Source organism: Pseudomonas sp. MF6396 (assembly GCF_002018915.1).
Lineage (GTDB): Bacteria > Pseudomonadota > Gammaproteobacteria > Pseudomonadales > Pseudomonadaceae > Aquipseudomonas > Aquipseudomonas palmensis.
Window position 1 is genome coordinate 38,731 of the sequence record NZ_MVOK01000031.1, and the last position, 22,593, is coordinate 61,323.

Here is a 22,593-nt window from a genome sequence, read left to right on the forward strand (position 1 = left end):
CACCGCCTGCCAAAACCTCCGGCACTGCCTGTAGACTCTCCAGCGCCCCGCACCTGTGCGGTTGATCGATCAAGCGTTGAGAGGATAGAGAATGAGTCTCTGGGATGACCTGAAAAAGAAAGCCGTCGACGCCAACCCCGAACTTGCCGCCAAGGCGGCCCAGGCGCTGACCAAGGCCAGGGAGCTGGCCGTGGAGGCCGGCCAGAAGGCCGCGCCGGTGCTCAAGGAGGCCAGCGAAAAGGCCGCCGCCTACGCCCAGGAGAAAACCCCGATCCTCAAGGCCCAGGCGCTCAAGGCCATCGACGACGCCAAGGTGCGCCGCGTCGAGCTCAAGGAGCGCGCCAGGCACGACAAGGCCGCGCGCGAGGAAATGGTGCGCACCATGTATGACATCAGCCTGTCGCCCGACGACCCCAACTTCATCGACGAGCCGTTCAACCACTACGATCGCCAGTTGCATTTCTTCGTGGTCACCGGCGAGATTCTCGACACTCAGAAGCGCAACCAGACCCACCTCAGCGCCAGCCACTCGCACCATTCCGGCGGCGGCTACATGATCGACGGCTACGGCTCCATCGGCGGCAGTTCGTCGTCGATGCACGTGAGCAGCCACAACATCCAGGAGCATGAGTTCTGGGTGAAGCTGCGCGATGGCAGGGAAGCGTGTTTCCAGTTCGCCGACAGCGCCGTGCGCATCCGCACCGGGCAGACAGTGAGCATGCTGTTCGCGCGCCCTGCCGACACCCAGACCGGGCAGATGGTGGCGCTGTACAACCACAGCTCGCAGGAAAACCATGTGATCGCCGGGCCGGCCGCGATCAACCAGATATTCAACCTGTATACCGTCGAGCCCGGGCTGTTCAACGGCAATGAGGTGACCACCCGGCGCAACCGCCTGCTGCAGGAGCTGGATCGGCGGCTGGGGCAGTTGGCCAGGTATTCGGCATTGCATGGCAACAGCCAGGGGCAGCTGATAGAGGGCGAGCGCACGGTCTGAGCCCGGCCTGCCCCTTTTGCGCGCCCATGAAAAAAGGCCCGGGTTTTCACCTGGGCCTTTTGTCGTAGATGGCGCACTCGGCGGGATTCGAACCCACGACCCCTGCCTTCGGAGGGCAGTACTCTATCCAGCTGAGCTACGAGTGCAACGCGGGCGCCATGATACCCATCTGCACCCTTGCCGTCCATCGCCAGTAATGTTGTGTTCGATTCCGAACACTCGCTGGCGCAAAAGTGACGTTGATCTGAAATTTCAGGGTCTGCTAGGCTTTTTGTTCTTTTTTTCGAACACCCTATTGTCCTTTGTTCCCGTTGATCCTAGGATTCGTTTGAGATTTCAAACGCTCTCCTTTTTCTACAAATCAATAATTCGCCCTGTGTTCGCACGGTGCAGTTAAGGAAGCCCGACATGCAGCTCAAAGACGCCCAGTTGTTCCGCCAGCAAGCCTTCGTCAACGGAGAGTGGCTGGACGCGGACAACGGTCAGACGATCCAGGTGACCAACCCGGCCACCGGTGAAGTGCTCGGCACCGTGCCTAAAATGGGCGCCGCCGAAACCCGTCGCGCCATCGAGGCCGCCGACAAGGCTCTGCCGGCCTGGCGCGCACTGACCGCCAAGGAGCGTGCTGGCAAGCTGCGCCGCTGGTTCGAACTGATGATCGAGCACCAGGACGACCTGGCCCGCCTGATGACCTCCGAACAGGGCAAGCCACTGGCCGAAGCCAAGGGCGAAATCGCCTATGCCGCCTCGTTCATCGAGTGGTTCGCCGAAGAAGCCAAGCGTGTCTATGGCGACACCATCCCGGGCCACCAGCCCGACAAGCGCCTGATCGTGATCAAGCAGCCGATCGGCGTTACCGCGGCCATCACCCCGTGGAACTTCCCGGCTGCGATGATCACCCGCAAGGCCGGCCCGGCCCTGGCCGCTGGCTGCACCATGGTGCTCAAGCCCGCTTCGCAGACCCCGTACTCGGCCCTGGCCCTGGTCGAGCTGGCCACCCGTGCCGGCATCCCGGCTGGCGTGCTGAGCGTGGTCACCGGCAGCGCCGGCGACATCGGCAGCGAACTGACCGGCAACCCGATCGTACGCAAGCTGTCCTTCACCGGCTCGACCGAAATCGGTCGCCAGCTGATGGCCGAATGCGCCAAGGACATCAAGAAGGTTTCCCTGGAGCTGGGTGGCAACGCTCCGTTCATCGTGTTCGACGACGCCGACCTGGACAAGGCCGTCGAGGGCGCGATCATCTCCAAGTACCGCAATAACGGCCAGACCTGCGTCTGCGCCAACCGTATCTACGTGCAGGACGGCGTCTACGACGTGTTCGCCGAGAAGCTCAAGGCGGCAGTCGCCAAGCTCAAGATCGGCAACGGCCTGGAAGACGGCACCACCACCGGCCCGCTGATCGACGGCAAGGCCGTGGCCAAGGTGCAGGAGCACATCGCTGACGCGGTGAGCAAGGGCGCCAAGGTACTGAGCGGCGGCAAGCTGATCGAAGGCAACTTCTTCGAGCCGACCATCCTCGTCGACGTGCCGAAAAGCGCTGCCGTGGCCAAGGAAGAAACCTTCGGCCCACTGGCTCCGCTGTTCCGTTTCAAGGACGAGGCCGAAGTCATCGCCATGTCCAACGACACCGAATTCGGCCTGGCCTCGTACTTCTATGCCCGCGACATGAGCCGTGTGTTCCGTGTCGCCGAAGCCCTGGAATACGGCATGGTCGGCATCAACACCGGCCTGATCTCCAACGAGGTCGCGCCGTTCGGTGGTATCAAGGCCTCGGGCCTGGGCCGCGAAGGCTCCAAGTACGGCATCGAGGACTACCTCGAAATCAAATACCTGTGCATCAGCGTCTGATCGCAGCGTAAGGCTTTACCTCTGCCAGCGGGGCGCGAGAGCGCCGTCCCGCTGGCCTTTTTTACACCGTGACATCCGGCCGCCTGGGCCCCTGCAGCAGTCGATCAACGCATGCTGCTGCAGTCGAATACCGGCCGCCCCGATCGAATCGCGCCACCTGCGTGTGGCGAAATGAGGACATTATGAGCAAGACCAACGAATCCCTGATGCAACGCCGTGTAGCCGCCGTCCCACGTGGCGTCGGCCAGATCCACCCGATCTTCGCCGAGTCGGCCAGGAACGCCACCGTGACTGACGTCGAAGGCCGCGAGTTCATCGACTTCGCCGGCGGTATCGCGGTACTCAACACCGGTCACGTGCATCCGAAAATCATCGCTGCCGTTGAAGCTCAACTGCACAAGCTGACCCACACCTGCTTCCAGGTACTGGCCTACGAGCCGTATGTCGAAGTGTGCGAAAAGATCAACGCGCTGATCCCGGGTGATTTCGCCAAGAAAACCCTGCTGGTCACCACCGGTTCCGAAGCCGTTGAAAACGCCATCAAGATCGCCCGTGCCGCCACCGGCCGTGCCGGCGTGATCGCCTTCACCGGCGCCTACCACGGTCGCACCATGATGACCCTGGGCCTGACCGGCAAGGTCGTACCGTACTCGGCCGGCATGGGCCTGATGCCAGGCGGCATCTTCCGCGCCATCTACCCGAACGAACTGCACGGTGTGAGCATCGACGACTCGATCGCTTCGATCGAACGCATCTTCAAGAACGACGCCGAAGCCAAGGATATCGCTGCGATCATCCTTGAGCCGGTCCAGGGCGAAGGCGGTTTCTACGTCGCGCCTAAAGAGTTCATGAAGCGTCTGCGCGCCCTGTGCGACCAGCACGGCATCCTGCTGATCGCCGACGAAGTACAGACCGGCGCTGGCCGTACCGGTACCTTCTTCGCCATGGAACAGATGGGCGTCGCGCCTGACCTGACCACCTTCGCCAAATCCATCGCTGGCGGCTTCCCGCTGGCCGGTGTGTGCGGCAAGGCCGAGTACATGGACGCCATCGCTCCAGGCGGCCTGGGCGGCACCTACGCCGGTAGCCCGATCGCCTGCGCCGCGGCCCTGGCCGTGATGGAAGTGTTCGAAGAAGAAAAACTGCTGGACCGCAGCAAGGCAGTCGGCGAGCGTCTGGTTACTGGCCTGCGCAAGATCCAGGACAAGCACCCGATCATCGGTGACGTGCGTGCCCTGGGCTCGATGATCGCGGTCGAGGTGTTCGACAAGGCCGGTTCCCACACCCCTAACCCGACTGCCGTTGCAGCCGTCGTGGCCAAGGCGCGTGACAAGGGCCTTATCCTGCTGTCGTGCGGTACCTACGGCAACGTGCTGCGCATCCTGGTTCCGCTGACCTCGCCTGACGAGCAGCTGGACAAGGGCCTGGCCATCATCGAAGAGTGCTTCGCCGAACTGGCGTAAGTGTGACGCGATAGGAAAAAACCCGCCTCGGCGGGTTTTTTTTCGCCCAAAGCCCGACAAGGGCGCTAAGGTTTGCACAGGAGCTACCTTGGAAGACGCCCTGGATGGCGTGCATCGAGATGTCAGGAGAAGCCCGATGACCGTTTCAAACCCACCCACCGCACCCTGTGTGCTGATTGCCGAAGGCGACCCGTGGGTGCGTGACATGCTCAAGGACATGCTGCTCAGCGTGCGCTGCGATGCCCGCCTGCACGTCTGTGCCAATGGCCACGAGGCGCTGTCCGCGCTGGCCAGCCAACCCGATCTGATCATCGCCGCCCGCGAGCTGCCCGGCATCGACGGCCTGGACCTGCTGCGCAGCGTGCGTGCCAAGCGCCGCAGCTTGCCGTTCATCCTGATCAGCAGCCGCAGCGATGTGGCCAGCGTGCGCGAGGCGCTGCCGCTGGCGCCCACGGCGTACCTGAGCAAGCCGCTCAATGCCGAGCTGCTGCGCCAGCGCCTGGAGGAGCAACTGCTTGGTGCCGGCGAGGCGGTGGCCTGCCCGGTGCCGGCATTGCGCCCGGGCATCACCTTGTCGCGGTTTCTCGAAGACCACCGCAGCACCGCCGATGGCGGGCCGTTGCTGGCTGATGTGAAGCAGGCGATCAAGCACGCGCTCAACCCCGAGGGGCTCAACCTCAAGGCACTGGAAGAAGAGATCCGCAACGACCCACAGATCACCGCGGTGCTGATCGCTGCGGCCAACAGCGCGGCGCTGCATCGTGACGGTGCGGTGCAGACCCTGCTGCAGGCGTTGAACAAGCTGGGCACCACCCAGAGCATGAACCTGATCATGGGCCTGGCACTCAAGCGCAGCGCCAGGCTCAGCGACCCGTTGCTGTCACGCCATGCCGAGCATTTCTGGGGCCTGTCGCTGCACACGGCCGAGTATGCCGCCAGCCTGGCGCGGTCGATGGAGCTGGACCAGGAGCGTTGCTACTGTGCCGGCTTGCTGCATTGCCTGGGCGACCTGGCGTTGCTGCGCTGCCTGCAGGAGTGGAGCCTGGCCGGGGGCGAGCTGGACGAGGATGCGGTGCAGTTGTCGTTGAACGAGTATGGCGCTGCGTACGGCTCGGCGCTGCGTACCCGCTGGCGCTTGCCGCTGGAGCTGCGCGAACTGATTGCCTCGGTGTATCAGTTGGGGGGCGGGGTGTACTCGCGGGAGAACCTGATCTTGAACCTGGCCGGGCAGCTGGCGCGGCTGCCGGCCGAGCAGGGCCTGGAGCAGTTGGCCGAGAGCAAGACGGCGCGCTTGCTGAGGGTGGGATTGGCGCAACTGGAGCTGCTGCGCAAGGCCTGAGACCGCTTCGCCGGCAAGGCCGGCTCCTACAGACGCCACCGCCGCTCGTAGGAGCCGGCCTTGCCGGCGAAGCGGCCCGCCCGGGCAACCAAGCTCTCAGCCCCTGACAATCTGGTTCTTGCCCTGCCGCTTGGCCTGATACATCGCCGCATCCGCCCGTGCGAACAGGCTGTCGAGCACTTCATCCTCCTCATCGATGCCGGTCAGCCCCTGGCTCACCGTCACCCCGAACACCTGTTCGTCCTGGCTGAAGCTAAGGCGCTGGATCTCGCGCTGCAGACGCTGCGCCACCTGCAGCGCCAGCTCCGGCGTGCACCCGGGAAACACCGCCGCGAACTCTTCGCCGCCAATGCGCCCGAACAGGTCGCCACGGCGCAGCACCGCCTTGCCGCTGTCGGCGATGCGTTGCAGCACCTGATCACCCGTCTGGTGCCCGTAGGTGTCGTTGACCTGCTTGAAGTCATCGATGTCCAGCAGCAGGAACGCCATCGGCGCCTGCTCCTGGCGTGCCTTTTCGAAGGTGTGGTGCGCGCATTCGAAAAAGTGCCGGCGGTTGCTGCTCTGGGTCAGCACGTCGGTGGTAGCCAGGCGCTGCAACTCGCCTTCGAGCTGCTTCTTTTCGGTGATGTCCTCGGCCATGCCGACCACGATCACGCCCTGTGCGCTGTCGGCCTGCTGGTTGATGAAGCACTTGTCGCTGAGCCAGCGCACCTGCCCGTCGGCGGCGATGATGCGGTACTCGCGGTCTTCCACCGCGCCCTTGACCAGCACCTCGGCCAGGCTGCGTTCGGCGTACTCCAGGTCGTCGGGGTAGATGCTGTCGCGCCACTCGTTGTGATCGGCCAGCAGCAGACCGGCCGAGCGCCCGAAAATCCGCTCGTAGGCCGGGCTCACGTACAGCACGCGCCGGGTTTCCCAGTCCATGGCCCAGAGCACCGCGTTGACACTGTCCAGCAGCGAGCTGAACAGCTGCTCGCGCTCGCTCAGGCGCGCGACTTCACCCTGGGCATGCAGCAGGGCCAGCAAGGTGTGCGCGGGATGCGACGGTGGGCTGAACGACGGGGACGGCGGGTTCTTGTTGACCATGTGCACGAAGCGTCTCGAAAAGCGGAATCGAAAGGCGAAGGGCGTGCGGCCTGACACGGCCCGCCACGCGGGCGATATGCCAGTCAGAGTGAAAATCGAAGGGAGAGTTCCTCAGGCGCGCCCCAGGACGGGGCGCACCGATCAACGGCGTCAGGCCAGGGCAGGGCGCAGCGAGTAGGTCTTGAGCTGTGCGGCGAAGTCGCGCAGCGACTGGATACCGCTGGCCTCGGCCTCGTGCACCCAGTCCTTCATCGCGGCCAGCATGTCGTGGCCGTTGGCGCTGGTGCGTGCCCAGATCTGCTGCAGGGCCAGGCGCTTCTCGTAGATGGTCTTGAGTGCCTGGCTGTGCGCCAGCATCGACTCGATGCGCTGGTGGTGGCGGTCTTCGAGCAGGCTCGGCTCACGCGAAAGCAGGCGCTTGGCGCGGCGGAACTGGTGGCGCACCGAGTCGTCCACGCGCATCAGCTCCTGCTTGACCAGCGGCGCGATCACCAGCTTGCGGTACTGCGCCATGATCTGGAAGCGGTTGTTGAGGATCGCCATGGCGGTGTCCATGTCGAGCTGGCCCTTGCCCTCGACGCGGTGCGCGATGGGTGCCACGCGCTGCACCTTGGCCAGGCGCAGCCAGGTGAACAGCTTGATCCACGCCCAGCCCATGTCGAACTCCCAGCGCCTGACCGAAAGCTTGGCCGAGTTGGGGTAGGTGTGGTGGTTGTTGTGCAGCTCTTCGCCGCCGATGATGATGCCCCACGGCACCAGGTTGGTGGCGGCATCGCGGCATTCGAAGTTGCGGTAGCCCACCGCGTGGCCCAGGCCGTTGACCACGCCGGCGGCCCAGAACGGAATCCACATCATCTGCACTGCCCAGATGGTGATGCCGATGGTGCCGAACAGCAGCACGTCGATCAGCGCCATCAGCGCGATGCCGCCCAGCTTGTAGCGCGAGTACAGGTTGCGTTCGATCCAGTCCTCGGGGCAGTTCTTGCCGTAGATGCGCAGGGTCTCGGGGTTCTGCGCCTCTTCGCGGTACAGCTCGGCACCCTTGCGCAGCACCGTGGACAGGCCCTTGATGACCGGGCTGTGCGGGTCGTCGACGGTTTCGCACTTGGCGTGGTGCTTGCGGTGGATGGCGGTCCATTCGCGGGTGTTCTGCGCCGTGGTCAGCCACAGCCAGAAGCGGAAGAAGTGCTTGAGCCCGGCATTGAGCTCCAGGGAGCGGTGCGCGGAATAGCGGTGCAGATAAACCGTGACCGCGACGATCGTCACGTGGGTCATCAGCAGGGTGACGGCCAGCAGTTGCCAGGCTGACAGGTCGAGAAAACCGTTGTACCACATAGGCGGGTGGGCCCTCGTAAAGCGAAAGAAACAGCGCAAAGTATTATCCCTACCCTACTAAATAAAACCAGTCGGCGTTTTAGATAGGAGGTCACGGGATATTTCTACCCCTATAATGGCCATCATTTTGCCCTGGGTTCCAGCGACTCTATGTCTGTATCCGTTCGAGACGCCCTGCGTATGTCCGCGCTGTATCTGGTGCTGTCGGTCATGTGGTTGGTGCTGTCTGATCAAATACTGAGCAATCTTTTCGATGATCCCGCCCAGCTGGCACGCTGGGAGCTGATCAACGCCTACGCGTGGATGGGCTGCAGCGCTGCGCTGATCTTTGTGTCGCGCTGGCGCCTGCTCAATTTCATCGGCGTGGGCGCGCGCCTGCGCCGCGAGGACCGCGAGCGCCTGCGCATGGCCGCAGCGGTGTTCGACAGCACCCTCGAAGGGGTGCTGGTGAGCGACCGCGACGGCCTGATCGTGCACGTCAACCGGGCGTTCATGCAGATCACCGGCTACCAGAAGGACGAGGTGCTGGGCCAGCGCCCGAGCAAGTTCAAGTCGGGCCGCCACGACACCGCGTTCTACCAGCAGATATTCGCCACCCTGGCCGAGAAGGGCGAATGGAGCGGCGAAATCTGGAACCGGCGCAAGAACGGCGAGATCTACCCGCAGTGGCAGACCATCTGCGCCATTCACGACGACAGCGGCCAGCTGACCCACTACGTGGCGGTGTTCAGCGACATCAGCGCGATCAAGCACACCGAGCGCGAGCTGGCGCACCTGGTGCACCACGACCCGCTCACCGACCTGCCCAACCGCCTGCTGTTCAACGACCGGGTCAAGCAGACCCTGGCTGCGGCCCAGGCCAACAAGCGCGGCTGTGCCCTGTTGCTGCTGGACCTGGACCACTTCCAGAGCATCAACGACAGCCTCGGCCACAACACCGGCGACCAGTTGCTCAAGGCCGTGAGCGAACGCCTGCTGGCCCAGCTGGGCACCGGCATGACCCTGGCGCGGCTGGGCGGCGACGAGTTTGCCGTGCTGTCCGAGAACTGCGCCCAGGTCGGCCAGGCCGCTGCCCTGGCGCAAGGCATCATCGATTGCCTCAAGGAGCCGTTCGAGCTCGACCACCATCGCCTGTTCACCAGCGTCAGCATCGGCATCAGCCTGTTCCCCAGCGATGCGCTGAGCGCCGAGCAATTGCTGCGCAACGCCGACTCGGCGCTGTTCAAGGCCAAGGGCAATGGCCGCTCGGGGTACGCCCTGTACACCGAGGAGCTGACCGCCCATGCCCAGCAGCGGGTCGAGACGGCCGGCGAGTTGCGCCGTGCCCTGGAGCAGCAGGAGCTGCGGGTGTACTACCAGCCGGTGCACGACCTGCTCACCGGCGCCATGATCGGCGTCGAGGCACTGGTGCGCTGGCAGCACCCCGAGCGCGGGCTGGTGCCGCCGGGCGAGTTCATTCCGATTGCCGAACGCACCGGGCTGATTGCCGAGATCGACACCTGGGTGATGCGCCAGGCCTGCCAGCAGATGGTGCAGTGGCAGGCCGAGGGCAAGGCCCTGAGGTTTGTCGCGGTCAACGTGTCCAGCCGCCTGTTCGGCAAGCGCAGCCTGTACCAGCTGGTGGCCCAGGTGCTGCACGACACCGGGCTGGACCCGGCGCGGCTGGAGGTCGAGGTGACCGAAAGCGCGGTGATGGAAGACCCCGAGGTGGCGCTGGAGCAGTTGCACCGCCTGCGCGAGCTGGGCCTGCAACTGGCCATCGACGATTTCGGTACCGGTTACTCCTCGCTGCTGCGGCTCAAGCGCCTGCCGGTGCAGAAGCTCAAAATCGACCAGGGCTTCGTGGCGGGCCTGCCCCATGACGATGATGACGTCGCCATCGTGCGGGTGATCATCGCCCTGGCGCGCAGCATGGGCATGCAGATCCAGGCCGAGGGCATCGAAGAGGCCGAGCAGGCGCGCTTCCTGCTGGAGCAGCAGTGCGACATGGGCCAGGGCTACTGGTACGGTCGACCGGTGCCTGCGCAGCAACTGCGCTGGTCCTGAGGGCCCTTTCGCGGGGCAAGCCCGCTCCCACAGGGGCCGGTGGAGAACCTTGTGGGAGCGGGCTTGACCCGCGATGGGCTGCAAAGCAGCCCGCCTCTACACTTTTTAGTTATATAAAAATTCTTAAATAGTATTTTTAAGAATATTCCACCCTCTCTAAGATTGCCCTCAAGCCAGGCGCAGTCGTCCCCTTCAGATGCAGCTGCACGGCACCCCTTATTTCCAGGAGCACGAGCATGAGCGCATCTCTGCGTAGCGTTGACGGACAGGACGAAGCCACCATTCTGCGCGAGATCCAGAGCGCATTGCGCGACCTGCGTTTCGGCGCGGTGGAAATCACCGTGCACAACGCCCAGGTCGTGCAGATCGAACGCAAGGAAAAATTCCGCCTGCAGAATCCAGGCAACAAGCCCAGCTGATTCAGCCCTCTAATTAGAAAAAAATACGCCAATCGGGAGCTTCACCATGTCCATCCGCCGTTATGCCCTGGCCGCACTGGCCAGTGCCGTGTTTGCCGGTTCCGCCATCGCCAAGGACTACGAGCTGTTGAACGTGTCCTATGACCCCACCCGCGAGCTGTATCAGCAGTACAACGCCGAATTCATCAAGCACTGGCAGCAGGCGCACCCGGACGACAAGGTCAAGATCCAGCAGTCCCACGGTGGCTCGGGCAAGCAGGGCCGTGCGGTGATCGACGGCCTGCGCGCCGACGTGGTGACCCTGGCCCTGGCCGGCGACATCGACGAAATCGCCAAGCTCGGCAAGACCCTGCCGGAGAACTGGCAGACCCGCCTGCCCGACGCCAGCACCCCGTACACCTCGACCATCGTGTTCCTGGTGCGCAAGGGCAACCCCAAGGGCATCAAGGACTGGGGCGACCTGATCAAGAAGGACGTGTCGGTGATCACGCCCAACCCGAAAACCTCCGGTGGCGCGCGCTGGAACTTCCTCGCCGCCTGGGCCTACGGCCTGAAGGCCGGCGGCAGCGAAGCCAAGGCCCAGGAATACGTGCAGGAGCTGTTCAAGCACGTGCCGGTACTGGACACCGGCGCCCGCGGCTCGACCATCACCTTCGTCAACAACGGTCAGGGCGACGTGCTGCTGGCCTGGGAAAACGAAGCCTTCCTGGCCCTTAAGGAAGACGGTGGCGCCGACAAGTTCGACATCGTCGTGCCGTCGCTGTCGATCCTGGCCGAGCCGCCGGTGGCGGTGGTGGACAAGAACGCCGAGAAAAAGGGCAATACCGCGATCGCCACCGAATACCTCAAGTACCTGTACAGCCCGGCCGGCCAGAAGATCGCCGCCGAGAACTTCTACCGCCCGCGTGACGAGAAGGTCGCTGCCGAATACGCCAAGCAGTTCCCTAAACTCGAACTGGTGACTATCGACAAAGACTTCGGTGGCTGGAAAACTGCGCAGCCCAAGTTCTTCAACGATGGTGGTGTGTTCGACCAGATCTACACGGCGCAGTGATGCGTGGCCGTTAGGATAATCGCCATTCAGTAGCCAGCATGGGCCCGGGATTCGTCTCGGGCTTCGTGCGTTAAACCAGGGACTTCTATGTCGCGTCGTATCTCCCCCGTCATACCCGGCTTCGGGCTGACGCTGGGCTACACCTTGGTGTACCTCAGCCTGATAGTGCTCATACCGCTGGCGGCCATGTTCATCCATGCCGCCCAGCTCACCTGGGACCAGTTCTGGACCATCGTCACCGCACCCCGGGTGCTGGCCGCGCTCAAGCTCAGCTTCAGCACCGCGTTCTATGCGGCGCTGATCAACGGCGTGATCGGCACGCTGCTGGCCTGGGTGCTGGTGCGCTACACCTTCCCAGGGCGCAAGGTCATCGATGCGATGATCGACCTGCCGTTCGCCCTGCCCACCGCGGTGGCCGGCATCGCCCTGACCGCGCTGTATGCGCCGTCCGGTCTGGTGGGCCAGTTCGCCACCGACCTGGGCTTCAAGATCGCCTACACGCCGCTGGGCATCACCCTGGCGCTGACCTTCGTGACCCTGCCGTTCGTGGTGCGCACGGTGCAGCCGGTGCTGGCCGACATCCCGCGCGAGGTCGAAGAGGCCGCCGCGTGCCTGGGGGCCAAGCCGCTGCAGGTGTTCCGCTACGTGCTGGCGCCGGCGCTGCTGCCGGCCTGGCTGACCGGCTTCGCGCTGGCCTTCGCACGGGGTGTGGGCGAGTACGGTTCGGTGATCTTCATCGCCGGCAACATGCCGATGAAGACCGAGATCCTGCCGTTGCTGATCATGGTCAAGCTCGACCAGTACGACTACACCGGCGCCACTGCCATCGGCGTGATGATGCTGGTGGTTTCCTTCATCCTGCTGCTGCTGATCAACCTGTTGCAGCGGCGCATCGAAACCCCGTGAAGGAGGCCTGACCCATGTCTGCATCATCTGTTGGTGTGGCCGCTTCGGCCAACGCTGCCCGCCGTGGCAGCGCGATTTCACGGCGCGTGCTGATCGGCCTCGGCTGGCTGATCTTCGCGCTGTTTCTGCTGCTGCCGCTGTTCATCGTGGTGTCCCAGGGCCTGAAGATGGGCCTGGGCACCTTCTTCGAGGCGATCTTCGAGCCCGACGCGCTGTCGGCGCTCAAGCTCACCCTGATCGCGGTGGCCATCTCGGTGCCGCTGAACCTGGTGTTCGGGGTCAGCGCGGCGTGGTGCGTGAGCAAGTACAGCTTCCCCGGCAAGAGCATCCTGGTGACCCTGATCGACCTGCCGTTCTCGGTGTCGCCGGTGATCGCCGGTCTTGTCTACGTGCTGATGTTCGGTGCCCAGGGCTTCTTCGGCCCGTGGCTGCAGGACCATGACATCCAAATCGTGTTCGCCCTGCCCGGCATCGTGCTGGCGACCATCTTCGTCACCGTGCCGTTCGTGGCGCGCGAGCTGATCCCGCTGATGCAGGAGCAGGGCACCCAGGAAGAGGAGGCCGCACGCCTGCTCGGGGCCAACGGCTGGCAGATGTTCTGGCACGTCACCGTACCCAACATCAAATGGGGCCTGATCTATGGCGTGGTGCTGTGCACGGCGCGCGCGATGGGCGAGTTCGGTGCGGTGTCGGTGGTGTCCGGGCATATTCGCGGGGTGACCAACACCTTGCCGCTGCATGTCGAGATCCTCTACAACGAATACAACCATGTCGCGGCCTTCAGCGTGGCCAGCCTGCTGCTGATCCTGGCGCTCTTCATCCTGCTGCTCAAGCAGTGGAGCGAGTCCCGCATTAACCGCCTGCGCCACAGCGCCGCGGAGGAATAATTCATGTCGATCGAAGTTCGTAACGTCAGCAAGCGCTTCAACGCTTTCCAGGCCCTGGACAGCATCAACCTGGATATCCACAGCGGCGAGCTGGTAGCGCTGCTGGGCCCGTCCGGCTGCGGCAAGACCACCCTGCTGCGCATCATCGCCGGGCTCGAGACGCCGGACCAGGGCAGCATCGTGTTCCATGGCGAGGACGTGTCGGGGCACGACGTGCGTGATCGCAACGTCGGCTTCGTGTTCCAGCACTACGCGCTGTTTCGCCACATGAGCGTGTTCGACAACGTCGCCTTCGGCCTGCGCATGAAGCCCAAGGGCGAGCGCCCGAACGAGACGCGCATTGCCGAGAAGGTCCACGAGCTGCTGAACATGGTGCAGCTGGACTGGCTCAGCGACCGCTACCCCGAGCAACTGTCCGGTGGCCAGCGCCAGCGTATCGCCCTGGCGCGGGCACTGGCGGTAGAGCCCAAGGTGCTGCTGCTGGACGAGCCGTTCGGTGCGCTGGACGCCAAGGTGCGCAAGGAGCTGCGTCGCTGGCTGGCGCGGTTGCACGAAGACATCAACCTGACCTCGGTGTTCGTGACCCACGACCAGGAAGAAGCCATGGAAGTGGCCGACCGTATCGTGGTGATGAACAAGGGCGTGATCGAGCAGATCGGCTCGCCGGGCGAGGTATACGAGAACCCGGCCAGCGACTTCGTCTACCACTTTCTGGGCGACTCCAACCGCCTGCACCTGAGCGAGGACCACCACGTGCTGTTCCGTCCGCACGAAGTGTCGCTGTCGCGACAGGAGGTGGAAGGCCACCACGCAGCTGAAGTGCGTGACATCCGCCCGTTGGGCGCGACCACGCGGGTGACGCTGAAGGTGGAAGGGCAGAGCGAACTGATCGAGGCCGAGGTGGTCAAGGACCACGACAGCCTGACCGGGTTGGCCCGTGGCGAGACGTTGTTCTTCAAGCCGAAGGTGTGGCAGAAGGTCGGCAACCTCTGAGGCCCTGACCGCCCATTCGCCGGCAAGGCCTGCTCCTGTAGGAGCCGGCCTTGCCGGCGAATGGGCCTCACCACACCCCGATCTTCACCACGCTGTCCGCCTGCGGCTCCCCGTAGCGGAACCGCTCCCCCCGCCGCTCGATCTCCGCATGGCTGATCGTGGTGCGGCGCTTGAGCCCGCGCAGCCACTGCAACAGGTACCCCTGATGCACCTCGCGCACGCCGGCATGCGCCGGATCATCGCCCAGGTCATGCCGCTCCTGCGGGTCTTCCTGCAGGTCGAACAGCTGCGCCCTGAAGCCGTCATACGCGATGTACTTGAAGCGCTCGCTGCGCACCATGGTCATGCGGCAACGGTCGATCGGCTGCCCCAGCCGCTCCCGCGCCGGGGTCTGGAACGCATAGTCGTACTCGGCAATCGCGTATTCGCGCCATCCCTGCGCCGTACCGTGCAGCAACGGTACCAGTGACCGCCCCTCCAGCCGATGCTCGGCCCCCGGCAATCCCAGTGCGTCCAGAAACGTCGGCAGCGCATCGATGGTCTCCACCAGCCGAGCATCCACCGTGCCGCGGGTGGCATCTGCCGCCCCACGCGGGTCGCGCACGATCAACGGCACTCCCACCGCCTGCTCCAGCAGAAACTCCTTCTCCCCCAGCCCGTGGTCGCCCAGAAAATCACCGTGGTCGCTGGTGAACACGATCAGCGTGTCGTCCCAGCGCCCGGTGCGTCGAAGCACTTCGAACAGCCGTCCGAGCTGGTCGTCCACCTGCCTGATAAGCCCCATGTAGGTGGGGATCACCTTCAGGCGCACCTCCTCGCGGGAGAAGTTCACGCTCTCCTGATGCTGGCGGAACGCGCCATACACCGGGTGATCGCTGCGCCCGCCAGGCACCGCCGGCAGCACCTGCGCCGCGCCATACAGCGCGTGGTACGGCGCCGGCGCGATGTACGGCCAGTGCGGCTTGATGTACGACAGGTGCAGGCACCACGGCTGCTCGCCCTGTTCGGTGATGAAGTCGATGGCGCGGTCGGTGGTGTACACCGTCTCCGAATGCTGCTCGGGCAGGCGCGTGGGGCGGTCGGCGTGGCGCATGTGCCAGCCGCTGAGCACCTCGCCATCTTCGCCCTGCGCCGCATTGGCCCAGTCGTGCCAGGGGTTGTCGCCGCCATAGCCGTGTTCGCGCAGGTAACGGGTGTATGGCGCGCTCTCGCGCTTGTCGGCGAACTGCGGGTCGTCGGGGTAGATACCGTCATGGCGCACATAGGCTTCGAAACCCACTTCATCGAGCTGCCTGGCCATGTCGGCGTCGATGCCCAGCTGCTGCTGCGCCTGAAGGTTCGGCGTGGCGTGGGTCTTGCCCACCAGCGCGGTGCGGATGCCGGCCGGGCGCAGGTAGTCGCCCAGGGTCAGCTCCTCCAGCGGCAGCGGCACGCTGTTCCAGGCCACCTGGTGGCTGCTCACATAGCGCCCGGTGTATGCCGACATGCGCGACGGCCCGCAGATGGTGCCTTGGGTATAGGCGCGGCTGAAGCGCACCCCGGCGGCGGCCAGGCGGTCGATGTTGGGCGTGTGCAGGTGCGGGTGGCCGTAGCACGACAGGTAATCGCGACGCAGCTGGTCGCACATGATGTACAGCACGTTGCGCACGGGGGCAGGTTGGGTCATGGCGCTCACCGGTTGAAAGTCTGGTGAGTGATTTCGCCCTGCACGCCACGCGACCACAAGCGCATTTGCCGAATACCTTCGATGCGCCCGGCGCAACACCTCAGATGGCCAGGCGCTCCAGGTTGCACAGGTCCTGGTCGGCCTGATCGGTGGCGACGATCTGCGCGATCATTGCCTCGGCCAGCGGCGACAGGCGCTGGCGCGCACGGCTGACGATGCCGTAGCGGGTGTACAGCTCCTCGCAGTCGTCGTGCAGGCCGTCGATGTTCAGGCGCACCAGTTGCTGGGCTGCGCTGTGCAGCGCATCGCTGTTGGCGCTGCAGATGCCGATCGCGTCGGAGTTCAGCACCACCCCCAGCAGGCTGTAGCCGTTCTCGCACTCGACGCTGGCGGTGAAGTCCGGGCGCCCGCTCAGGTCGCTGATCACCTTGCGCAGGTTGGGCGGGCGCAGGGTCACCGCCCGGGGGTAGGCCAGCAGTTGCTCGGCGCTGACGTTCGGCAGTTGCGCCAGCGGGTGCGCGGCGCGGCAGCAGAAGTGCCAGCGGCGCGGGCGCAGGCGCACGGTGTGGTAGGCCGGGTCGGCCTCGAAGCGGCGGGTGTCGGCCACGAAGAACTCGAACTCCTCGGCCAGCAGGCGCTTGTCCAGGTTCTGCCAGTCATCCACCTGAAAGCGCACCCGTGCCCTGGGGTAGCGCCCGATGAACGTGCCGATGGCACGCGGCACCAGCCCGGCGGCCGGCGCCGGGCCGCAGCCAAAGCGCAGCTCGCCGGCCTCCAGGCCGTTGAACTGGCTGATCTCGTTGCTCAACTGATGCGCGCCGCTGACCAGCCGGCGTGCATGTTCGAGCACCACCAGGCCCTGCTTGGTCGGCGCCAGCTCCTTGCTCGACCGGTCCACCAGCAGGCACCCGGCGCTGTGTTCCAGGGCCTGGATGCTACGGCTGAAGGCCGATTGCGAAAGGCTCACCGCGTTCGCCGCCGCCACGAAGCTGCGGTGCTCGGCAAGCGCGATCAGGTGGCGAAGCTGGCGTAGGTCGATATGCATTTTTCACATGAAAAGTATCGGGCAAATGCATTTGCTCTGCCTCGGCTGCACTCCTTATAAAGGCAATCTCTTATGCAGTAAACATATGTGAAATCATAAATAAATAACTTTAAGGAATATCAATTCCTTGCCCAGGAGCCGCCCATGCGCCCGTCTTCCCCCGCCGCACCCTTGTCTTCCCGACGGCTCAAGCGCCTGCCGCTGGCCTTGCTGCTGGCCGGCAGCGCGCATTGGCTGCCGGCCCAGGCGGCCACCGACGCGACGCCCGAGGTCAAGCCCGACAGCCAGCTCAAGGCCGTCACCGTGACTGCGCGCCGACGTGAAGAGAGCGCCCAGGACGTGCCCACGCCGATGAGCGTGCTCGACGGCCAGGCCCTGGAAAGCCAGCGCGTGTACCGCATCCAGGACCTTCAGCAGTTGGTGCCCAGCGTCAACGTGGCCTACATGCATGCGCGCCAGTCCAGCGTGTCGATCCGCGGCCTGGGCAACAACCCGGCCAGCGACGGCCTGGAAGGCAGCGTGGGGCTGTACCTGGACAACGTCTACCTCGGCCGCCCCGGCATGGCGGTGTTCGACCTCATGGACATCGAGCAGCTCGAAGTGCTGCGCGGCCCCCAGGGCACCCTGTTCGGCAAGAACACCACTGCGGGGGTCATCAACATCAGCACCCGTGCGCCCAGCTTCACCCCCGAGCGCAGCATCGAGGCCTCGGTGGGCGAGGACGGCTACTTCCAGACCAAGGGCACGCTTTCCGGCCCGCTCACCGAGACCCTGGCCGGCCGCTTCTCGGCCTACCGCACGCGCAGCGACGGCGACATCAGCAACGAGCACGACGGCCACACCCTCAACGGTGGCGCGCGCCAGGGCTTTCGCGGGCAACTGCTGTACAAGCCCAGCGAGCAGTTCAACCTGCGCTGGATCGGCGACTACAACGAGGAAGACTCCAGCGCCGGCACCCGCGTGCTGTACAGCACCGGGCCGACCATCAACGGCGTCAACCGCTATGAAAACCGTGCGGCGGCGGCCGGCGCCACGCTGGTCGACGGCCGCCACCGCAAGGTCAACCTGGACGACGACCAGAAGGTAACGGTGTTCCAGGGCGGCACCTCGCTGGAGGCCAACTGGACCCTGGACAACGACTTCACCCTGACCTCCATCAGCAGCTACCGCTGGTGGGACTTCACCCCGCGCAACGACGACGGCCTGGATGTGCCGGCAACCTACAACGCCGGGGTGTCGGTGCAAGACAAGCAGTACTCCCAGGAATTTCGCCTGGCCTCGCCCACGGGCGGCTTCTTCGACTACGTACTGGGCGCGTACTACTTCGGCTCCAACCTGGACAACAAGTCCTTCGCCTTCTACGGCCCCCAGGCCGACGTGTGGAACGGCACGCCGACCGGTGCGCTGGCCAACGTCAGCTCGGTGGGCAAGGGGCACATCAAGACCGACAGCTTCGCCCTGTTCGGCCAGGGCACATGGCACCTCACCCCGCGCCTGGACTTCACCGCCGGGATACGCGGCACCTACGAAGAGAAAAGCGCCTGGGTCAACCGCAGCGCCCCGGTGGGCGGCGCTGCGGTCAGCGGGGCGGCGGCAGCGGTACGCCAGGGACGGGCCGGTGCGTATGACTCGGGCGACCTCAACCAGTACAGCACCAGCCCCTCGGGCCTGCTCAACCTCAGTTACCGCTTCACCGACGACCTGCTGGGCTACGCCACGCTGTCCCACGGCGAGAAGTCCGGCGGGGTCAATCTGGCGGTGGGCACCGCACCGGTGGCTGGCGCCGACTCGTTGCTGATCGGCACCGAGCGCGCCAACAACGCCGAACTGGGCTTCAAGAGCACCCTGTGGGACCGCCGCCTGCAACTGAACGCCAACCTGTTCTGGACCCAGGTCAACGGCTACCAGACCAACGCCTACGACGACCGCGTGCAGTACCTGACCAACGCAGGCTCGGTGCGCTCACGCGGGGTCGAGTTCGACAGCACCCTGGTGCCGCTGCGCGGCCTTACGCTGAACCTCAACGGCTCGTTCAACGACGTGCGCTACCTCGCCTACAAGGACGCCCCGTGCGCGCCGGAGGTGGCTCTGCAACCGGGTGCCCCGGCCGCCTGCGACCTCAGCGGGCATCAGGTGGTCGGCGCCTCCAAATGGATCGCCAACGCCAACGGGCAGTACCAGTGGGACCTGGACAACGGCCTGCAGCCCTATGTCACCGCCAGCTATGCGTTCCGTTCCAGGGCGGTGGGCACGGTCGAGGACTCGGACTTCGCGCAGATCCCCAGCTACGCCGTGGTCAACCTCAGTACCGGCCTGCGCGGCGATGCCGGGGGCGGGCAGTGGGACGTGTCGCTATGGCTGAAGAACGCCTTCGACAAGACCTACTACACCACCCTGTGGAGCGCCGCCAACGGCGGCTACGAAGGGCTGCTCGGCACCCCGCGGACCCTGGGCGTGACCGGTCGCTATGACTTCTGAGGGGTTTTTCGATGCCTTTGGCGAATATTTTCGATGCCGCAAAGGCATTGCCAGATCAGCAATGCCCTCCAGCCCTTGATTGGCGCGGGCTAGAGCGGTTCAGCGGTTTTGTATATGCGATCAGGTTCTATCCATAACTTCAAAGATTACTTTAAGAGATAAGCAGCGCGCGTCGATCATCCACCTCAGCGAAGGCCGGCCAGACCGGGCGGCCTTCGATGCACATGCACCGAACCTCCCAGGAGTTGATCAATGGGTAATGTCCAGACCGCCGCCAGTGCTCTCGATGTGCTTTGGCGCCAGGCGCCGGGCGGCGAGCTGGTCGACCTCGGTCGGCCGCACCGGTTGCCGCTGGCGCAACAGCGCTTGCAGCGCACCCCGCGTAGTGCCTTGAAGGGCCGCGAGAAGGTGCTGCTCGGGGTTTTCGCGCTGGTGCTGCATGGTGCCGTGGCCTACTGGGTCAGCCAGGCACCGGCCCCGGTGTTGCCGGTGGTTCCACCGGAAATCCCGCCGATGACCATCGAGTTTTCCCAGCCGGCGCCACCGGTTGTCGAGCCGCCGCCCCCGGCGCCGGCCGAGCCTGTGGTGGAGCCGCCACCGCCGGTGGTCGACGAGTTGGCCGTCAAGCCGCCGCCACCGCCCAAGCCGGTACCCAAGCCCAAGCCAAAGCCGGTGCCCAAGCCCGAGCCCAAGCCTGCGCCCAAACCGGTCGAGCCGCCGCCGGCACCGCCACAACCTGCCGCCCCGCCTGCGCCACCTGCCCCGGCGCCGGTGACCCCGGCTTCGGCCAGCGCGGCGTACCTGAAGAACCCGGCGCCGGAATACCCGTCGCTGGCCCAGCGTCGCGGCTGGGAAGGCACCGTGCTGCTGCGGGTGCATGTGTTGCCCAGCGGCAAGCCTGGCGAGATCCAGTTGCAGAAGAGCAGTGGTCGCCAGCAGCTCGACGACGCCGCGCTGGCGGCGGTAAAGCGCTGGAGCTTCGTGCCGGCCAAGCAGGGCGACGTGGCCCAGGCGGGCTGGGTCAGCGTGCCGATCGATTTCAAGATTCGCTAAAAATTTCGCGCTAACAGAGAGAAACCATCATGAGTGTATTGGCATCCCCCCTTGAATCCATCGAAAGCGCGGTGATCTGGCTGCTGGTGGTGTTTTCCGTCGCGACCTGGGGCCTGGCCCTGGTCAAGGGCTTGCAGTTCGCCCGCCTGAAGAACCAGGACAAGCGCTTCCACAAGCAGTTCTGGGCGGCCTCAAGCCTTGATTCGGCCGCCGAACTCACCCAGACCCAGCCCGGCGCCGCCGCCCGCGTGGCCCAGGCCGGCTACGCCGCCATCGCGGTGGGCGAGCCCGGCCAGGCCAATGACCTGAGCCAGGCGATCAACCACCAGGACCGCCTCGAACGCGCCCTGCGCCAGCAGATCGTGCGTGAGCGCCGCTCGCTGGAAACCGGCCTGGCGGTGGTGGCCAGTATCGGCAGCACGTCGCCGTTCATCGGCCTGTTCGGTACCGTGTGGGGCATCATGGAAGCGCTCAAGGGCATCAGTGCGGCGGGCTCGGCGAGCCTGGAAACCGTGGCCGGGCCGATTGGTGCGGCGCTGGTGGCCACGGGTGTGGGGATCGCGGTCGCGGTGCCGGCGGTGCTGGTTTACAACTACTTCCTGCGTCGCCTGAAACTCACGGCGGCCGACCTCGACGACTTTGCCCACGACTTCTACAGCCTGGCGCAGAAGAGTGCCTTCCGCGTGCTGGTGCACCCTGCGCTTCACAAAGCTGCAACAGTGAGCGGCCAACCTGTGAAAGAGGCGTCCTGACATGGCCTTTTCTACCCAGGACAGTGACGAGGTACTCAGCGAGATCAACGTGACGCCGCTAGTGGACGTGATGCTGGTGCTGCTGGTGGTGTTCATCGTGACCGCGCCGTTGTTGACCAACGCGATCCCGATCAGCCTGCCCAAGACCGAGGCCGTGGCCCCGGTGGAGCAGAAGGACCCGCTGGTGGTGAGCATCGATGGGGGCGGCAAGTTGTTCATCAACAAGGACGAGATCCAGCCGGACTTGCTGGAGACCAGCTTGCAGGCGGCCAAGGCCAAGGACCCGGAGGTACGCGTGCAACTGCAGGCGGACGACGGTGTGAATTATGGGGAAGTGGCGCGCGCCATGGCCTCGATCGAGCGGGCGGGGATCACCAAGCTTTCGGTGATCACCGCGCGTTGAGCACGATGCAACGGTAAGGGCAACGCATTCGGGGGCCGTATCCTGGCAGGGGACGGCCCCTTTTTTTATGCCCGTTCCGAAGGCGCCGATACCAGCGCCCACAGGGTTGCACATAGTATTCGGAAAGCAGTTTTGGTTATTAATAAATAGCTTCTTATTCCTTTACGAATATAACCCCCGCCCTATACTTGCCCTCATGCAATGCAAACCCAGCAGGAGGCATCTCATGCGCAATGAGTCGATTCGTTACCTGATTGTGCCGGGCTGGCAAGGATCGCCAGACGATCACTGGCAAACCCACTGGCAGAACAGCCTGCCCAACAGTGCCCGCGTCGAACAGGCCGACTGGATCACCCCGCGTCGTGAAGACTGGGTTGCCGCGCTCGAACATGCCATCGCCGCCGACACCTCGCCGGTGATCCTGATCGCCCACAGCCTGGGCTGCATCACCGTCGCGCATTGGGCCGCCCACGCCAGCGAAACCCTGCTGCAGCAGGTACGTGGCGCACTGCTGGTGGCCCCGGCCGACGTCGAACGCCCGGCCTGTGCACCGGCCCTGCGCAACTTCGCGCCGATTCCGCAGAACCTGCTGCCGTTTCCCAGCCAGGTGGTCACCTCCGACAACGATCCGGCGGTCAGTGCGCCACGGGCGATGCAACTGGCCCGCGCCTGGGGCGCAGAAGCCGGTGTGCTCGGCGGCGCCGGGCATATCAACGTCAAGTCCGGACACCGGCGCTGGGAGCAGGGCTTTGCCTACCTCTATCGCCTGCAGAGCCGCCTGGAACAGCACGCACTGCGTCGCGCCTGACCCCGGGCGCTA

19 protein-coding genes and 1 tRNA gene are annotated in these 22,593 nt (G+C 65.0%); 15 read left to right on the forward strand and 5 right to left on the reverse strand.

Features of this window, described 5'->3' with window-relative positions:
• Positions 1-91: 91 nt before the first annotated feature.
• A complete protein-coding gene (locus tag MF6396_RS24205) occupies positions 92-997 on the forward strand; it encodes a hypothetical protein (protein ID WP_078481734.1) in 906 nt (301 codons plus the stop codon).
• Between the two features lie 69 nt (positions 998-1,066).
• Here MF6396_RS24205 and MF6396_RS24210 read toward each other — a convergent pair.
• A tRNA-Arg gene (locus MF6396_RS24210) sits at positions 1,067-1,143 on the reverse strand.
• Between the two features lie 262 nt (positions 1,144-1,405).
• Here MF6396_RS24210 and gabD point away from each other — a divergent pair.
• The 3 genes from gabD to MF6396_RS24225 all read left to right on the forward strand — a co-directional run bounded on the left by gabD (position 1,406) and on the right by MF6396_RS24225 (position 5,650).
• Complete coding sequence (gene gabD, locus MF6396_RS24215) at positions 1,406-2,848, forward strand: NADP-dependent succinate-semialdehyde dehydrogenase (RefSeq protein ID WP_043861307.1); 1,443 nt, start codon at positions 1,406-1,408, stop codon at positions 2,846-2,848.
• Positions 2,849-3,030: 182 nt separating this feature from the next.
• Positions 3,031-4,311 carry a 4-aminobutyrate--2-oxoglutarate transaminase gene (gabT, locus tag MF6396_RS24220; protein WP_043861306.1) on the forward strand — a complete coding sequence of 427 codons (1,281 nt, stop codon included), beginning with the start codon at positions 3,031-3,033 and terminating at the stop codon, positions 4,309-4,311.
• Positions 4,312-4,447: 136 nt separating this feature from the next.
• Positions 4,448-5,650 carry a response regulator gene (locus MF6396_RS24225; protein ID WP_043861305.1) on the forward strand — a complete coding sequence of 401 codons (1,203 nt, stop codon included), beginning with the start codon at positions 4,448-4,450 and terminating at the stop codon, positions 5,648-5,650.
• Between the two features lie 96 nt (positions 5,651-5,746).
• Here the strand turns inward: MF6396_RS24225 and MF6396_RS24230 are convergent, their stop codons facing one another.
• Together MF6396_RS24230 and desA are read right to left on the reverse strand one after the other, a co-directional pair.
• Positions 5,747-6,736, reverse strand: coding sequence for a sensor domain-containing diguanylate cyclase (locus MF6396_RS24230; RefSeq protein ID WP_058541701.1), 990 nt, complete (start codon positions 6,734-6,736; stop codon positions 5,747-5,749).
• Positions 6,737-6,886: 150 nt separating this feature from the next.
• The gene (gene desA, locus MF6396_RS24235) at positions 6,887-8,071 is read right to left on the reverse strand and encodes a delta-9 fatty acid desaturase DesA (RefSeq protein WP_043861303.1); all 1,185 of its coding nucleotides are present in this window, start codon (positions 8,069-8,071) and stop codon (positions 6,887-6,889) included.
• A 150-nt stretch (positions 8,072-8,221) separates the two neighbouring features.
• Between desA and dibA the strand changes: the two genes are divergently transcribed.
• The 6 genes from dibA to MF6396_RS24265 all read left to right on the forward strand — a co-directional run bounded on the left by dibA (position 8,222) and on the right by MF6396_RS24265 (position 14,376).
• Positions 8,222-10,117, forward strand: a complete 1,896-nt coding sequence (dibA, locus tag MF6396_RS24240) for a phosphodiesterase DibA (RefSeq protein ID WP_043861302.1) — start codon at positions 8,222-8,224, stop codon at positions 10,115-10,117.
• Positions 10,118-10,353: 236 nt separating this feature from the next.
• On the forward strand, positions 10,354-10,536 hold the full coding sequence (oscA, locus tag MF6396_RS24245; RefSeq protein WP_007941032.1) for a sulfur starvation response protein OscA: 183 nt from the start codon (positions 10,354-10,356) through the stop codon (positions 10,534-10,536).
• Between the two features lie 46 nt (positions 10,537-10,582).
• Positions 10,583-11,590: a sulfate ABC transporter substrate-binding protein gene (locus MF6396_RS24250; protein WP_043861301.1), complete on the forward strand. Its 1,008-nt coding sequence runs from the start codon at positions 10,583-10,585 to the stop codon at positions 11,588-11,590.
• 87 nt (positions 11,591-11,677) lie between these two features.
• Entirely contained in the window at positions 11,678-12,496 is an 819-nt protein-coding gene (gene cysT, locus MF6396_RS24255; protein WP_043859898.1) for a sulfate ABC transporter permease subunit CysT, read from the forward strand.
• 14 nt (positions 12,497-12,510) lie between these two features.
• A complete protein-coding gene (gene cysW, locus MF6396_RS24260) occupies positions 12,511-13,383 on the forward strand; it encodes a sulfate ABC transporter permease subunit CysW (RefSeq protein ID WP_043859899.1) in 873 nt (290 codons plus the stop codon).
• Between the two features lie 3 nt (positions 13,384-13,386).
• Positions 13,387-14,376, forward strand: a complete 990-nt coding sequence (locus MF6396_RS24265) for a sulfate/molybdate ABC transporter ATP-binding protein (protein ID WP_078481735.1) — start codon at positions 13,387-13,389, stop codon at positions 14,374-14,376.
• Between the two features lie 67 nt (positions 14,377-14,443).
• Here the strand turns inward: MF6396_RS24265 and MF6396_RS24270 are convergent, their stop codons facing one another.
• Positions 14,444-16,042 carry an alkaline phosphatase family protein gene (locus MF6396_RS24270; RefSeq protein ID WP_043859901.1) on the reverse strand — a complete coding sequence of 533 codons (1,599 nt, stop codon included), beginning with the start codon at positions 16,040-16,042 and terminating at the stop codon, positions 14,444-14,446.
• 100 nt (positions 16,043-16,142) lie between these two features.
• A complete protein-coding gene (locus tag MF6396_RS24275) occupies positions 16,143-17,087 on the reverse strand; it encodes a LysR family transcriptional regulator (protein ID WP_078481736.1) in 945 nt (314 codons plus the stop codon).
• A gap of 144 nt (positions 17,088-17,231) precedes the next feature.
• On the opposite strand from MF6396_RS24275, the gene MF6396_RS24280 reads away from it, so the two are divergent.
• From MF6396_RS24280 to MF6396_RS24300, 5 genes are all read left to right on the forward strand, one after another.
• A complete protein-coding gene (locus tag MF6396_RS24280) occupies positions 17,232-19,565 on the forward strand; it encodes a TonB-dependent receptor (protein ID WP_078481737.1) in 2,334 nt (777 codons plus the stop codon).
• 252 nt (positions 19,566-19,817) lie between these two features.
• Positions 19,818-20,618 (forward strand): energy transducer TonB, encoded by an 801-nt coding sequence (locus MF6396_RS24285; RefSeq protein ID WP_043859904.1) that lies wholly within the window; start codon positions 19,818-19,820, stop codon positions 20,616-20,618.
• A 29-nt stretch (positions 20,619-20,647) separates the two neighbouring features.
• Entirely contained in the window at positions 20,648-21,370 is a 723-nt protein-coding gene (locus MF6396_RS24290; RefSeq protein ID WP_043859905.1) for a MotA/TolQ/ExbB proton channel family protein, read from the forward strand.
• Position 21,371: 1 nt separating this feature from the next.
• Positions 21,372-21,773, forward strand: a complete 402-nt coding sequence (locus MF6396_RS24295) for an ExbD/TolR family protein (RefSeq protein ID WP_043859906.1) — start codon at positions 21,372-21,374, stop codon at positions 21,771-21,773.
• A 226-nt stretch (positions 21,774-21,999) separates the two neighbouring features.
• A complete protein-coding gene (locus tag MF6396_RS24300; protein WP_043859907.1) occupies positions 22,000-22,581 on the forward strand; it encodes an alpha/beta hydrolase in 582 nt (193 codons plus the stop codon).
• Positions 22,582-22,593: the final 12 nt, after the last annotated feature.

What these genes read in the sequence shown, in the direction of transcription:
- cysW (WP_043859899.1), top strand. Translation starts at nt 12,511, where the DNA reads ATGTCTGCATCATCTGTTGGTGTGGCCGCTTCGGCCAACGCTGCCCGC.
- MF6396_RS24250 (WP_043861301.1), top strand. Translation starts at nt 10,583, where the DNA reads ATGTCCATCCGCCGTTATGCCCTGGCCGCACTGGCCAGTGCCGTGTTT.
- MF6396_RS24275 (WP_078481736.1), bottom strand. Translation starts at nt 17,087, where the DNA reads ATGCATATCGACCTACGCCAGCTTCGCCACCTGATCGCGCTTGCCGAG.
- MF6396_RS24290 (WP_043859905.1), top strand. Translation starts at nt 20,648, where the DNA reads ATGAGTGTATTGGCATCCCCCCTTGAATCCATCGAAAGCGCGGTGATC.
- MF6396_RS24300 (WP_043859907.1), top strand. Translation starts at nt 22,000, where the DNA reads ATGCGCAATGAGTCGATTCGTTACCTGATTGTGCCGGGCTGGCAAGGA.
- MF6396_RS24205 (WP_078481734.1), top strand. Translation starts at nt 92, where the DNA reads ATGAGTCTCTGGGATGACCTGAAAAAGAAAGCCGTCGACGCCAACCCC.
- MF6396_RS24225 (WP_043861305.1), top strand. Translation starts at nt 4,448, where the DNA reads ATGACCGTTTCAAACCCACCCACCGCACCCTGTGTGCTGATTGCCGAA.
- MF6396_RS24285 (WP_043859904.1), top strand. Translation starts at nt 19,818, where the DNA reads ATGGGTAATGTCCAGACCGCCGCCAGTGCTCTCGATGTGCTTTGGCGC.
- MF6396_RS24230 (WP_058541701.1), bottom strand. Translation starts at nt 6,736, where the DNA reads ATGGTCAACAAGAACCCGCCGTCCCCGTCGTTCAGCCCACCGTCGCAT.
- gabT (WP_043861306.1), top strand. Translation starts at nt 3,031, where the DNA reads ATGAGCAAGACCAACGAATCCCTGATGCAACGCCGTGTAGCCGCCGTC.
- desA (WP_043861303.1), bottom strand. Translation starts at nt 8,071, where the DNA reads ATGTGGTACAACGGTTTTCTCGACCTGTCAGCCTGGCAACTGCTGGCC.
- MF6396_RS24295 (WP_043859906.1), top strand. Translation starts at nt 21,372, where the DNA reads ATGGCCTTTTCTACCCAGGACAGTGACGAGGTACTCAGCGAGATCAAC.
- gabD (WP_043861307.1), top strand. Translation starts at nt 1,406, where the DNA reads ATGCAGCTCAAAGACGCCCAGTTGTTCCGCCAGCAAGCCTTCGTCAAC.
- dibA (WP_043861302.1), top strand. Translation starts at nt 8,222, where the DNA reads ATGTCTGTATCCGTTCGAGACGCCCTGCGTATGTCCGCGCTGTATCTG.
- MF6396_RS24280 (WP_078481737.1), top strand. Translation starts at nt 17,232, where the DNA reads ATGCGCCCGTCTTCCCCCGCCGCACCCTTGTCTTCCCGACGGCTCAAG.
- cysT (WP_043859898.1), top strand. Translation starts at nt 11,678, where the DNA reads ATGTCGCGTCGTATCTCCCCCGTCATACCCGGCTTCGGGCTGACGCTG.
- MF6396_RS24270 (WP_043859901.1), bottom strand. Translation starts at nt 16,042, where the DNA reads ATGACCCAACCTGCCCCCGTGCGCAACGTGCTGTACATCATGTGCGAC.
- MF6396_RS24265 (WP_078481735.1), top strand. Translation starts at nt 13,387, where the DNA reads ATGTCGATCGAAGTTCGTAACGTCAGCAAGCGCTTCAACGCTTTCCAG.
- oscA (WP_007941032.1), top strand. Translation starts at nt 10,354, where the DNA reads ATGAGCGCATCTCTGCGTAGCGTTGACGGACAGGACGAAGCCACCATT.